Raw genomic sequence first — 13217 nt, forward strand, 5'->3', positions numbered from 1 at the left:
CGCCCAGCAAAGACTGCTTGGTAATCGGCAACTCCTGCAATTCAGGCGAATCCACAGAAGTTGTATCAAGAAGGGAGCGTAGTCTACCGGAATGCCCCTTTCATCTCAAACCTTGATCTTCGTCTGTTGGCTGCCAATGCAATTTCCAGCCGTCCTGCCCCTGCCCGTCAAGACCCGGCAGGTTCGCCACCGCGAGCAATTCTGCGCCGCGAAACAGCAGCGGCAATCTGCCACGGACGAAGCCCGGCACCGCGCGCTCATTGAGCAGGCGCTTGAGATCGCGGTGGCCGCGATCCGCCAGATGCATCACTTCGCCGCCCTGCCGATAGCCAATCCGCAACGGCCCGACCGGAGTCTGCCCGCTGAACATGACACGCCCGTTATCCGCCAAGCGCAGCGCTGTCGACGGGTCAGGCCACTCGGCGCTGATCGCTGGCGCGCGCAGCCAGTTGCCGCTCAGCCACCATATCCGGCCGGCGCTGCGCTGCAGCTGGCCATCGGCCAGACGCCAGACCGGCGATGCATCGCTGGCAGCGCCGCAGAGGTCGTCCCAACCCGACCAATGGTCAGAGTCCGGCAGTCGGGTCAGCGCTGCGAGCCAGTGGCTGAGTGCATTGCGCTGACGAGCGGCGGACAACTTCGCCAGCGGCGCCATTTCCAGTGACGGCAGGCCCAGCCATGCAAACTCGCTCGGCGTGGCGGCTTGCGCCAGATCGAGCTGCGCCAGTTCATCGAGCAAGCCTTGCGCCTCGCGCAGATGCGCCGCACTGCGCGCCATGCTCGCCTGCGCCTGCGGCCAGCGCGCGGTGAGCAACGGCAGCACCTGATGGCGCAGATAGTTGCGGGAGAATTGCCGATCTTCGTTCGACGGGTCTTCGATCCAGCGCAACTGATGGGTGCGGGCGTAAGCCTCAAGCTCGGAGCGCGTCACGTCGAGCAATGGCCGCAGCAGCGTGCCCTGCCCCAACGGTCGCTGCGCCGGCATCGCCGACAGTCCGCGCACGCCGGCACCGCGCATCAAGCGAAACAGCAAAGTCTCCGCCTGATCGTCACGGTGCTGACCTGTCAGCAACAAATCCCCGGCCTCGGTCAGCGAGGCGAACGCCGCATACCGCGCCTCCCGCGCCGCCCGCTCCAGACTGGCGCCGGGTTGCACCGTCACCCGCATCACCTGCAACGGGACACCCAGCGCAGCGCAGACCGCCTGACAATGCGCCGGCCACGCATCGGCCGCAGCCTGGAGGCCGTGGTGGATATGGATGGCGCTGAGCGCCGGCAGGGAATGATGTTTAGCGAGATGGGCCAGCAGGTGCAGGAGGACGGTGGAATCGAGACCACCGGAGAAGGCGATGCGCCAAGTCTTGGCATTGCGCCAAGCTGCAAGATTGCGCAGAAGCCGGGAAGGCAGATCACTCACAGACTGACCCATATCTTTCTCTTGGCCCAAATCAAATGTGGGAGCGGGCTTGCTCGCGAAGGCGTTTCAACATTCAACACATCTGTCGAATGTTACACCGCTTTCGCGAGCAAGCCCGCTCCCACATTGGGTATTGCGAGATCTGTCAGAGACCGTAGCTCATCAGACGATCGTAACGACGCTTGAGCAGCGCTTCGTTGTCGAATTTCTTCAACATCGCCAGTTGCGAGCTCAGCTCGGCACGGATCGACGCAGCGGCAGCAGCCGGATCACGGTGGGCGCCGCCCAGCGGCTCGCCGATCACTTTGTCAACGATGCCCAGGCCTTTCAGGCGCTCGGCGGTGATGCCCATGGCTTCAGCGGCATCCGGTGCCTTTTCGGCGGTTTTCCACAGAATCGAAGCGCAACCTTCCGGCGAGATCACCGCGTAGGTCGAATACTGCAGCATGTTCAACTGATCGCAGACACCGATCGCCAGTGCACCGCCGGAACCACCTTCACCAATAACGGTGGCGATGATCGGGGTCTTCAGACGCGACATCACGCGCAGGTTCCAAGCGATGGCTTCACTCTGGTTACGCTCTTCAGCGTCAATGCCCGGGTAGGCACCCGGGGTGTCGATGAAGGTCAGGATCGGCATCTTGAAACGCTCGGCCATCTCCATCAGACGGCAGGCCTTGCGGTAGCCTTCCGGACGCGGCATGCCGAAGTTGCGGCGTACCTTCTCGCGCACTTCACGGCCCTTCTGGTGGCCGATGATCATCACCGGCTGGTCTTCCAGACGTGCCACGCCGCCCACAATGGCCGCGTCGTCGGAGAAGTGACGGTCACCGTGCAGTTCGTCGAACTCGGTGAAGATGTGCTCGATGTAGTCGAGGGTGTACGGGCGTTTCGGGTGACGCGCCAGGCGTGCGATCTGCCAACTGGTCAGCTTGCCGAAGATGTCTTCGGTCAGCGTCATGCACATGTCCAGCAGGCGGGAGATCTCATCGCCGATATTCAGCGAATTGTCATTACCGACCAAGCGCAACTCTTCGATCTTGGCTTGCAGGTCGGCGATCGGCTGTTCGAAATCTAGAAAATTCGGGTTCATAGGCGTCCGTCTTGGGTCGTGTCCCAAATGAGCTTGGGCCGGCCGGTTGTCTATTCGCGCCCTACCTTAAGGGAGAGGCGCGCTGAGGTCGAGATTAAAAATTCAGGTTGTGAGCAAGCGCAATGATGGCACTTGCCGGTCAACGGTATTGGAGGAAGACGTTGTCTCGCCCGAACTGGTCACGCAGGGCTTGAATCAACGCATCCGCCGGGTCGATTCGCCAGGTCTCGCCGAACTGCAGCAAGGTCTTCGCATCGGGACTGGTGTACTCCATGGTGATCGGGCACGCCCCGCGGTGACGCTTGAGCAGTTCACCCAACCAGCGTAGCTGATCGCCCTTCAAGTCCTGAGTGTGCAGCTTCAGGCGCAGGCTTTCGGCCAGATTGGTCCGCGCATCTTCCATGCTCATCACCCGCTTGACCCGCAGACGCAAGCCGCCGGAGAAGTCATCGTTACTGACTTCGCCTTCGACCACCACCATCGCGTCGGTCTGCAACAGCGACTGCGCGGAGTGGAACGCGTCGGCAAACAGCGACGCCTCAATCCGCCCCGAGCGGTCGTCGAGGGTGATGAAGCCCATCTTGTCGCCCTTCTTGTTCTTCATTACCCGCAGGGCAATGATCATCCCGGCCACGGTTTGCGTGTCGCGGGCCGGTTTCAGGTCGATGATGCGCTGCCGGGCAAAACGGCGAATCTCACCCTCGTACTCGTCGATCGGGTGACCGGTCAGGTACAGGCCCAAGGTGTCTTTCTCACCCTTGAGGCGTTCCTTGAGGGTCAGCTCCTTGGCCTTGCGGTGCGTCGCGTAAACGTCGGCATCTTCCTCGACGAACAGCCCGCCAAACAGGTCGGCGTGGCCACTGTCGTGGGTACGGGCGGTCTGTTCGGCAGCCTTGATCGCTTCTTCCATCGCCGCCAGCAGCACCGCGCGGTTGCGGTCGATGTTGGCCTGATAAGCCTTTTGCTCGTCGTGGAAGTACGGACCGAGGCGATCCAGCGCGCCACTGCGGATCAGACCGTCCAGCGTGCGCTTGTTGATGCGTTTGAGGTCAACCCGGGCGCAGAAGTCGAACAGATCCTTGAACGGACCGTCCTGACGCGCCTCGGTGATTGCTTCCACCGGGCCTTCGCCGACGCCTTTGATCGCGCCGAGGCCATAGACGATGCGGCCGTCGTCGTTCACCGTGAACTTGAACTCCGAGGTGTTCACGTCCGGCGCGTCGAGGCGCAGTTTCATGGTGCGCACTTCCTCGATCAAGGTCACGACCTTGTCGGTGTTGTGCATATCTGCCGAGAGTACCGCGGCCATGAACGGCGCCGGGTAATGCGCCTTCAGCCAGGCCGTCTGGTACGACACCAGGCCGTAGGCGGCGGAGTGGGATTTGTTGAAGCCGTAACCGGCGAATTTTTCCACCAGGTCAAAGATGTTACCGGCGAGGTCGGCGTCGATATTGTTGGTCGCGCAACCTTCAATGAAGCCGCCGCGCTGCTTGGCCATTTCTTCGGGCTTTTTCTTGCCCATGGCTCGACGCAGCATGTCCGCACCACCGAGGGTGTAACCGGCCATGACCTGGGCGATCTGCATCACCTGTTCCTGATACAGGATGATGCCGTAGGTCGGCGCCAATACCGGTTTCAGGCCTTCGTACTGGTAGTCGGAGTGCGGGTACGCCAGTTCGGCGCGACCGTGCTTACGGTTGATGAAGTCGTCCACCATGCCGGACTGCAGCGGGCCGGGACGGAACAGCGCCACCAGTGCGATCAGGTCTTCCAGGCAGTCGGGCTTGAGCTTTTTGATCAGCTCTTTCATGCCGCGCGATTCAAGCTGGAATACCGCCGTGGTTTCGGCCTTTTGCAGCAAGCTGTAAGTCGGCTTGTCGTCGAGCGGAATGAACGCGATGTCCAGCGGCTCTTCCCCGACCTTGGCGCGGTCGCGGTTGATCGTTTTCAGCGCCCAGTCGATGATCGTCAGGGTCCGCAGGCCGAGGAAGTCGAACTTCACCAGACCGGCGGCCTCCACGTCGTCCTTGTCGAACTGGGTTACCAGACCGTCACCGGCCTCGTCGCAATAGATCGGCGAGAAGTCGGTCAGCTTGGTCGGCGCGATTACCACACCACCGGCGTGCTTGCCGACGTTACGCACCACGCCCTCAAGCTTGCGCGCCATCTCCCAGATTTCCGCCGCTTCTTCATCGACCTTGATGAAGTCGCGCAGGATCTCTTCCTGCTCGTAGGCTTTTTCCAGGGTCATGCCGACTTCGAACGGAATCATCTTCGACAGACGATCCGCCAGACCGTAGGACTTGCCCTGCACCCGCGCCACGTCGCGCACCACAGCCTTGGCAGCCATGGAACCGAAGGTGATGATCTGGCTCACCGCGTTGCGGCCGTACTTCTCGGCCACGTAGTCGATCACCCGGTCACGACCGTCCATGCAGAAGTCGACGTCGAAGTCGGGCATCGATACCCGTTCCGGGTTAAGGAAACGTTCGAACAGCAGGTCGTATTCCAGCGGATCAAGGTCAGTAATTTTCTGAACGTAAGCCACCAGCGAGCCGGCACCCGACCCCCGGCCAGGACCTACCGGCACGCCGTTGTTCTTGGCCCACTGGATAAAGTCCATCACGATCAGAAAGTAACCGGGGAAGCCCATCTGGATGATGATATCCAGCTCGAAATTCAAGCGATCGACGTAGACCTGACGCTTGGCTTCGTAGTCTTCCGTGGTGTCCTTGGGCAGCAGCACCGCGAGGCGCTCTTCGAGACCTTCGAAGGACACCTTGCGGAAGTATTCGTCGATGGTCATGCCATCGGGAATCGGGAAGTTGGGCAGGAAGTGCGTGCCAAGCTTCACTTCGATATTGCAGCGCTTGGCGATCTCGACGGTGTTTTCGATGGCGTCGGGAATGTCGCTGAACAGCTCGGCCATTTCCTCGGCGCTTTTGAGGTATTGCTGATCGCTGTAGTTCTTCGAACGCCGTGGATCGTCGAGGGCACGGCCCTCACCGATGCACACGCGGGTTTCGTGGGCAGCGAAGTCTTCCTGTTTGATAAAGCGCACATCGTTGGTCGCCACCAGCGGCGCACCGAGCTTGTCCGCCAGGGCTACGGCACCGTGCAACTGCTCTTCGTCGTTGGGGCGATTGGTACGCTGGATTTCCAGATAGAAACGATCCGGGAACACCGCCATCCACTCCCGCGCCAAGGCCTCAGCCTCGGCCGGGTTGCCGCTGATCAGTGCCATGCCGATCTCGCCTTCTTTGGCGGCGGACAGCATGATCAGGCCTTCGTTGGCCTCGGCGACCCATTCGCGCTCGATGATGATCATGCCATTGCGCTGACCGTCGATGAAGCCGCGCGAGATCAACTCGGTGAGATTGCGATAACCCTTGGCGTTCATCACCAACAGGCTGATCCGGCTCAGGGGTGCGTCCGGGTCCTTGTTCGACAGCCACAGGTCGGCGCCGCAGATCGGCTTGATGCCGGCGCCCATGGTGTTTTTATAGAATTTGACCAGGGAACACATGTTGTTCTGATCGGTGACCGCCACCGCCGGCATGTTCATGCCGGTCAGCGCCTTGACCAGTGGCTTGATCCGCACCAGCCCGTCGACCAGGGAGTATTCAGTGTGCAGGCGTAGATGAACGAATGAAGCCGGCATAGTGATCCTGTCCAGTTACATAGAGACAACAAGGCCCGGATTGTACCGGGCCTCGAACAAAACATCAGCCTTGCGACTAAACCTGCATCAGACCTTCCAGCGCCTCGTAAGCCTGACGCACCGGGGCGAACGAGCGCCGGTGAATCGGCGTCGGCCCCAGCCGTGCCAGCGCTTCCAGATGAACGGGCGTCGGATAGCCTTTATGGCCGCCGATGCCGTACCCCGGGTAGATCAATTCGAACGCGGCCATTTCCCGATCACGACTGACCTTGGCCAGAATCGATGCGGCAGCAATGGCTGGCACCTTGCCGTCGCCCTGCACCACCGCTTCGGCGCGCATTGGCAATTTAGGGCAGCGGTTGCCGTCGATCATCGCCAGTTTCGGCTGAACGTGCAGCCCGGCCACCGCGCGCTGCATGGCGAGCATGGTCGCGTGCAGGATGTTCAGCTCGTCGATTTCCTCGACTTCGGCGCGGGCGATGCACCAGCTCAGGGATTTTTCGATGATCTCGTCATAGAGCTTCTCGCGCCTGGCTTCGGTGAGTTTCTTCGAGTCGTTGAGGCCGAGGATCGGGCGGTTCGGATCGAGGATCACCGCTGCCGTCACCACCGCGCCGCACAACGGGCCACGACCGACTTCGTCGACACCAGCCACCAGCTCTTCGACTTCGGCGACCAGGGTGAAATCCAGGCCCATCTGCATCGCCTTGCTCATGGTTTCTGCCCGATCAGGTTGAGGACGGCATCCGCCGCCTGATTGGAAGCATCCAGCCGCAATGTGCGGTGAATCTCGTCAAAGCCACGGGTCTGTTCTTCGCCACCGTCGATCAGCGGCGACAGAGTCTGCGCCAGTGCTTCAACAGTCGCATCATCCTGCAGCAACTCCGGCACCAGCAGGCGCTGGGCCAGCAGGTTCGGCAGCGACACATACGGACTCTTGACCATGCGCTTGAGAATCCAGAACGTCAGCGGCGCCAGGCGATACGCAACGACCATCGGCCGCTTGTACAGCAACGCCTCAAGCGTCGCCGTGCCGGAGGCGATCAACACCGCGTTGCACGCCGCCAGAGCCTGATGCGACTTGCCGTCGAGCAGGGTCACCGGCAGATCACGGCCAACCAGCAACTCTTCGAGCTGGGCGCGGCGCTCGGCATTCGCGCACGGAATGACGAAGCGCAACCCCGGGTGCATGGCACGCAGACGCTCGGCCGTATCGAGGAACAGCGCGCCCAGGCGGCCCACTTCACCACCGCGACTGCCGGGCATCAACGCCACCAGCGGCCCGTCGGGCAACCCCAGCTCGGCACGCGCAGCAGCGCGATCGGCCTGCAGCGGAATGGTATCGGCCAGCGTGTGGCCGACGAACCGCACCGGCACGCCTTTCTCTTCGTAGAATTTTGCTTCGAACGGCAGCAGTGTCAGCATCAGATCGCAGCCTTCGCGAATCTTCAGCACACGCTTCTGGCGCCACGCCCACACCGAAGGGCTGACGTAGTGCACGGTCTTGATACCGGCCTGACGCAGCTTGAGTTCGATATTGAGGTTGAAATCCGGGGCGTCGATGCCGATGAACACATCGGGTTTCTCGGCAATCAACGTGGCAATCAGGTCCTTGCGGCGCTTGAGCAACTCGCGCAGTCGCCCGAGCACTTCCACCAGCCCCATGACCGACAGACGCTCCATGGGGAAATAAGACGTCAGGCCCTCGGCCTGCATCAAGGGACCGCCGACACCGATGAACTCGACTGCCGGGTGTTGAGCCTTGAGGGCGCGCATGAGACCGGCGCCCAGAATGTCACCGGAAGCCTCTCCCGCCACCAGCGCAATACGCAGATTGGCCATGATCAGCGGGTGATGCCGCGAGTCGACGACTGGATCGAGTCACGGAACAGCGCGACCTCCGGGAACTGCGCAGCTGGTTCGGCCAACTCGGCCAACGCTTGCTCCACGGTCAGGCCCTGGCGATACACGGTTTTGTAGGCGCGGCGCAGGGCGTGGATGGCGTCTTCGCTGAAACCGCGACGGCGCATGCCTTCGAAGTTCATGCTGCGCGCTTCGGCCGGGTTGCCGAACACGGTGACGAACGCCGGAACGTCCTTGCCGATGGCGGTGCCCATGCCGGAAAAGCTGTGCGCACCGATGTGGCAGTACTGATGCACCAGGGTGAATCCGGAAAGGATCGCCCAGTCCTCGACGTGCACATGCCCGGCCAATGCGGTGTTATTGACCAGAATGCAGTGGTTGCCGATCACGCTGTCATGCCCGATGTGGGCATAGGCCATGATCAGATTGTGATCGCCAAGGGTGGTTTCCGAACGGTCCTGAACGGTGCCACGGTGAATCGTCACGCCTTCGCGAATGACGTTGTGGTCACCGATCACCAGACGGGTTTCTTCACCCTTGTACTTCAAGTCAGGGGTGTCTTCGCCCACCGAGGAAAACTGGTAGATGCGATTGTGTTTGCCGATTCGGGTCGGGCCTTTGAGGACCACATGCGGTCCGATCACGGTACCCTCGCCGATTTCCACACCTGCGCCGATGATCGACCACGGGCCGACCTCGACGCCGTCAGCCAGAACGGCCGACGGATCGATGATTGCGCGAGGGTCAATCAAACTCATAGCTTGCGTTCCGCACAGATGATTTCAGCCGAGCAGACTGGCTTGCCGTCGACCGAAGCCTGGCATTCGAATTTCCAGATCTGGCGCTTGCAGCTGATGAACTTGGCTTCAAGGATCAATTGATCGCCCGGCAGCACTGGCTGACGGAAACGCAGCTTGTCGGAACCGACGAAGTAGTAAAGGGTGCCATCGGCCGGTTTCACGTCGAGCATTTTGAAACCGAGGATCCCGGCAGCCTGGGCCATCGCTTCGATGATCAGCACGCCCGGCATGATCGGGTGCGCCGGGAAGTGGCCGTTGAAGAATGGCTCATTGATGCTGACATTCTTGTAGGCGCGAATGCGCTTGCCTTCAGTGTCCAGTTCCACCACCCGGTCCACCAGCAGGAACGGGTAACGGTGAGGCAGGTATTCGCGAATCTCGTTGATGTCCATCATTTCGGGGGGAAGCCTATGTAAAGATTGGGAGCGCGACTGACGCGCACTCCTCTAGCAAATCAAGGAGGCAGTCTAGAGGCTGTGCACACTTGATATGGAAATGGTATCAGCCATCAGATGAAGCATTGCTGCCGGGGGTCACTTCCCCGACGCGCTTTTCCAGCTGCTTCAAACGTCGCGCGAGGTCATCGAGCTGACGGATGCGGGCCGCGCTTTTGCGCCATTCGGCCGCCGGTTGCATGGCTGTGCCGGAAGAGTAGGCACCCGGCTCGGTAATCGAGTGGGTCACCATGGTCATCCCGGTGAGGAAAACGTTGTCGCAAATATCGATGTGGCCGACCAGACCGACACCACCGGCGAGCATGCAGTGCTTGCCAATCTTGGTGCTGCCGGAGATACCGACACACGCGGCCATGGCGGTGTGATCACCGACCTGGACGTTGTGCGCGATCTGGATCTGGTTGTCGAGTTTCACGCCGTTGCCGATCACGGTATCCGCCAGCGCGCCACGGTCGATGGCGGTGTTCACGCCGATCTCGACATCGTCGCCAATGGTCACGCCGCCGATCTGAGCGATCTTCTGCCAGATACCTTTCTCGTTGGCAAAACCGAAGCCTTCACCACCGAGCACGGCACCAGACTGGATCACCACCCGCTTGCCGATGCGCACGTCGTGGTACAGCGTCACCCGCGGAGCGAGCCAGCCGCCCTCGCCGATTTCACTGCGGGCACCGATAACGCAATGGGCGCCCAGGGTGACCTGCGCACCAATGCGCGCACCGGCCTCGATCACCACGAACGGGCCGATGCTGGCGCTTGGGTCAACCACCGCATCCGGCGCAATCACCGCGGTGGAATGAATACCCGCAGCAGCTTTCGGTTTGGGATCGAACAGGTGAGAGATACGCGCATAAGCCAGGTAAGGATCCGGCACCACCAGCGCGTTGCCGGCAAAACCGTCGGCATCGGCGTCCTTGAGCAATAGCGCAGCCGCCTGGGAACTTGCCAGGTACTTGCGATATTGAGGATTTGCCAGAAAGCTCAACTGAGCTGGGCCAGCCTCCTGCAAGGTGGCTAGCCCAGTAATTTGCGTCTCGGGGTCGCCACGCAGGGTGGCGCCGAGGAACTCGGCCAACTGGCCGAGCTTGATAGTCACGGTCATGGGTTACTTCAGCTGATTCATGCGCTCGATAACCTGGCGCGTGATGTCGTACTGCGGTTTGACATCGATCACAGCACCACGCTCGAACACCAGGTCAAAACCACCTTTCTTGATGACTTCTTCCACTGCGCTATCCAGCTTCGGCTTGAGTTGCTTGAGCATTTCGCGGTCGGCAACAGCCTTGGCTTCGTTCAGCTCCTTGGACTGGAACTGGAAGTCACGGGCCTTTTGCTTGAATTCAAGCTCCAGACGCTCGCGCTCGCCCTGCTGCATCTTGTCGCCACCGGCCATCAGGCGGTCCTGAATGCCCTTGGCGCTGCTTTCCAGCGTCTTGAGCTTGGTCAGTTGCGGACCGAACTTCTTCTCGGCATCCACGGCGTATTTCTTGGCCGCGTCGGATTCCAGCAGTGCCATCTGATAGTTCAGAACGGCAATTTTCATGTCGGCGAACGCCGGGCCTGCCACCAGTACGGAGGCCAGGAGAACCAATTGAGTCAACTTACGCACGATGCACTCCTACAAAATCCATTGTCGTTATCTTGGGTCAGACGCTTAGAACGTCTGGCCGAGGGAGAATTGGAACACTTGAGTTTCAGCGTCATCCGGTTTCTTGATCGGCATGGCCAACGCGAAGCTCAAAGGCCCCAGTGCGGTTACCCACGTCACGCCCACACCGACGGAACTGGCCATGTTGCTCAGGCTGATGTCGTTGCACTGAGTGTTGGCTTTTGTACCGTCAGCATTGGTGGTCGACTTGCAAGTCGAATCGAACACGTTACCGACGTCCCAGAATACCGAGGTACGCAGGGAGCGCTGATCCTTCACGAATGGCAGCGGGAACAGGACTTCAACACCGCCCTGGATCAGCACGTTACCACCGAACGGCAGCGGATCCTGGTCCGGGTCGGCCAGTGTACCGGCGTTACCTGTAACCCCGACGCCACGGCTAGGGGTACTGCGAGGACCCAAAGTGCTGTCCTTGAAGCCACGTACCGAGTTGAAACCACCAGCATAGTAGTTTTCATAGAACGGCAAGCCATCGGTCGAACCATAACCGTCGCCATAACCCAGCTCGGTGTGCAGACGCAGGGTGTAGTTCTCGGTGATCGGCTGGAACAACTGACCACGGTAGTCGAGTTTGTAGAACGACAGGTCGCTGCCTGGAATCGTGGTTTCCAGCGTCAGGCTCTGCGAACGGCCACGGGTCGGCAATACGCCCTTGTTCAGAGTCGACTCGGACCAGCCGGCCGAAGCCTTGAAGTTCAGGTACTGATCGCCTTCCTTGTTAACGAAGTCGAAAATCTCGTCAACGGTGTACTGACCGGTCTTGATCTTGTCCTGTTGCGCGGACAGACCGAAGGTCAGACGCGAAGTCTCGCTGATCGGGTAGCCAACGTTGATGCCGGCACCCAGGCTGTCTACCGCATAGCTCGCTACGTCGACGTCGAGGTCTTTGTAGTCGGTGGTGCGATAGAACGCGTTGTAACCCAGGCTCACGCCATCGGCGGTCCAGTACGGGTCAACGTAGCCGAAGTTGTACCGGCTCTGGTATTCGCTGCGGGTCAGGCCCACGCTCACACGGTTACCGGTACCCAGGAAGTTGTTCTGGGTGATCGAACCACCGAGGATCAGACCGGCGCTCTGAGCGAAACCGACGCTGGCGGTGATCGAACCGGAGGCCTGTTCTTCAACGGCGTAGTTCACGTCAACCTGGTCGTCGACACCCGGAACAGCCGGTGTCTCGACGTTCACTTCCTTGAAGAAGCCCAGACGTTCAAGACGGGTCTTGGACTGGTCGATCAGGTAGGTCGAAGCCCAGCCACCTTCCATCTGACGCATTTCGCGACGCAGCACTTCGTCCTCGGACTTGGTGTTGCCACGGAAGTTGATACGGTTGACGTAGGCACGCTTGCCCGGATCGACAGCGAACAGGATGTCCACCGTGTGATCGTCGTCATGCGGCTGAGGTACGCCGTTGACGTTGGCGAAGGTGTAACCCTCGTTACCCAGGCGGCGAGTGATCAGTTCGGAGGTGGTGGTCATCAGCTTGCGCGAGAACACCTGGCCTTTCTGCACCAGCAACAGCGACTTGACCTGGTCTTCAGGGACTTTCAGGTCACCGCTGAGCTTGACGTCGCGAACGGTGTACTTCTCGCCTTCGGTGATGTTGACGGTGATGTAGACGTGCTTCTTGTCCGGGGTGATGGACACCTGAGTCGAAGCGATATCCATGTTGATATAGCCGCGGTCCAGGTAGTAGGAACGTAGACGCTCCAGGTCACCGGAGAGTTTTTCACGGGCGTACTTGTCGTCGTTCTTGAAGAACGACAGCCAGTTGGTGGTTTTCAGCTCGAACAGGTCGATCAGGTCGTCATCAGGGAAGACCGTGTTACCCACCACGTTGATGTGCTGGATGGCAGCCACGGTGCCTTCGTTGATCTTCACCTTCAGCGCCACGCGGTTACGCGGCTGCGAGACCACTTCGGTATCGACGGTCGCCGAGTAACGGCCCTGGGCAACGTACTGACGTTGCAGCTCGTTACGGACGCCTTCGAGGGTGGCGCGCTGGAAGATTTCACCTTCGGACAGACCGGACTGCTTGAGGCCCTTCATCAGGTCTTCGGTGGAAATCGCCTTGTTGCCTTCGATCTCGATACTCGCGACCGACGGACGTTCGACGACAGTGATCACCAGAACATTGCCTTCGCGGCCCAGCTGGATATCTTGAAAGAAACCGGTTTTGAACAACGCACGAGTGGATTCCACCAGGCGGCGGTCCGCCGCCTGGTCGCGGCCGTTCAAGGGCTCGGCGGCACAGACGCTGCC

The 13217-nt window shown here is 60.5% G+C and carries 10 protein-coding genes; all 10 read right to left on the bottom strand.

Annotated elements, in window-relative coordinates; all coding sequences use genetic code 11:
• Window positions 1-100: 100 nt before the first annotated feature.
• The gene (gene tilS, locus ACIOUG_RS24705) at window positions 101-1429 is read right to left on the bottom strand and encodes a tRNA lysidine(34) synthetase TilS (protein ID WP_401069456.1); all 1329 of its coding nucleotides are present in this window, start codon (window positions 1427-1429) and stop codon (window positions 101-103) included.
• 133 nt (window positions 1430-1562) lie between these two features.
• Window positions 1563-2510 carry an acetyl-CoA carboxylase carboxyltransferase subunit alpha gene (locus ACIOUG_RS24710; protein WP_401069459.1) on the bottom strand — a complete coding sequence of 316 codons (948 nt, stop codon included), beginning with the start codon at window positions 2508-2510 and terminating at the stop codon, window positions 1563-1565.
• A 139-nt stretch (window positions 2511-2649) separates the two neighbouring features.
• Complete coding sequence (gene dnaE, locus ACIOUG_RS24715) at window positions 2650-6171, bottom strand: DNA polymerase III subunit alpha (protein ID WP_401069462.1); 3522 nt, start codon at window positions 6169-6171, stop codon at window positions 2650-2652.
• Window positions 6172-6247: 76 nt separating this feature from the next.
• Window positions 6248-6874 carry a ribonuclease HII gene (gene rnhB, locus ACIOUG_RS24720; protein ID WP_329696115.1) on the bottom strand — a complete coding sequence of 209 codons (627 nt, stop codon included), beginning with the start codon at window positions 6872-6874 and terminating at the stop codon, window positions 6248-6250.
• A gap of 8 nt (window positions 6875-6882) precedes the next feature.
• Window positions 6883-8013 (bottom strand): lipid-A-disaccharide synthase, encoded by a 1131-nt coding sequence (lpxB, locus tag ACIOUG_RS24725; RefSeq protein WP_401069465.1) that lies wholly within the window; start codon window positions 8011-8013, stop codon window positions 6883-6885.
• Window positions 8014-8015: 2 nt separating this feature from the next.
• Entirely contained in the window at window positions 8016-8792 is a 777-nt protein-coding gene (gene lpxA, locus ACIOUG_RS24730) for an acyl-ACP--UDP-N-acetylglucosamine O-acyltransferase (protein WP_401069468.1), read from the bottom strand.
• Window positions 8789-9229, bottom strand: coding sequence for a 3-hydroxyacyl-ACP dehydratase FabZ (gene fabZ, locus ACIOUG_RS24735; protein WP_003222142.1), 441 nt, complete (start codon window positions 9227-9229; stop codon window positions 8789-8791). The genes lpxA and fabZ overlap by 4 nt, the downstream gene beginning before the upstream one ends.
• 106 nt (window positions 9230-9335) lie before the next feature.
• The gene (gene lpxD / locus ACIOUG_RS24740) at window positions 9336-10391 is read right to left on the bottom strand and encodes a UDP-3-O-(3-hydroxymyristoyl)glucosamine N-acyltransferase (RefSeq protein WP_401069470.1); all 1056 of its coding nucleotides are present in this window, start codon (window positions 10389-10391) and stop codon (window positions 9336-9338) included.
• 3 nt (window positions 10392-10394) lie between these two features.
• Window positions 10395-10898 (bottom strand): OmpH family outer membrane protein, encoded by a 504-nt coding sequence (locus ACIOUG_RS24745; RefSeq protein ID WP_003222140.1) that lies wholly within the window; start codon window positions 10896-10898, stop codon window positions 10395-10397.
• 45 nt (window positions 10899-10943) lie between these two features.
• Window positions 10944-13217, bottom strand: a 2274-nt coding sequence (gene bamA, locus ACIOUG_RS24750; protein WP_401069473.1) for an outer membrane protein assembly factor BamA, incomplete at its 5' end; no start/stop codon positions are given.

The sequence above is a fragment of the Pseudomonas sp. NPDC087803 genome, from assembly GCF_044742995.1.
Classification (GTDB): domain Bacteria; phylum Pseudomonadota; class Gammaproteobacteria; order Pseudomonadales; family Pseudomonadaceae; genus Aquipseudomonas.

Bases quoted from the DNA above. Each gene is read 5' to 3' on its own strand.
- tilS (WP_401069456.1), bottom strand. From the start codon at position 1,429: ATGGGTCAGTCTGTGAGTGATCTGCCTTCCCGGCTTCTGCGCAATCTT.
- ACIOUG_RS24710 (WP_401069459.1), bottom strand. From the start codon at position 2,510: ATGAACCCGAATTTTCTAGATTTCGAACAGCCGATCGCCGACCTGCAA.
- dnaE (WP_401069462.1), bottom strand. From the start codon at position 6,171: ATGCCGGCTTCATTCGTTCATCTACGCCTGCACACTGAATACTCCCTG.
- rnhB (WP_329696115.1), bottom strand. From the start codon at position 6,874: ATGCAGATGGGCCTGGATTTCACCCTGGTCGCCGAAGTCGAAGAGCTG.
- lpxB (WP_401069465.1), bottom strand. From the start codon at position 8,013: ATGGCCAATCTGCGTATTGCGCTGGTGGCGGGAGAGGCTTCCGGTGAC.
- lpxA (WP_401069468.1), bottom strand. From the start codon at position 8,792: ATGAGTTTGATTGACCCTCGCGCAATCATCGATCCGTCGGCCGTTCTG.
- fabZ (WP_003222142.1), bottom strand. From the start codon at position 9,229: ATGATGGACATCAACGAGATTCGCGAATACCTGCCTCACCGTTACCCG.
- lpxD (WP_401069470.1), bottom strand. From the start codon at position 10,391: ATGACCGTGACTATCAAGCTCGGCCAGTTGGCCGAGTTCCTCGGCGCC.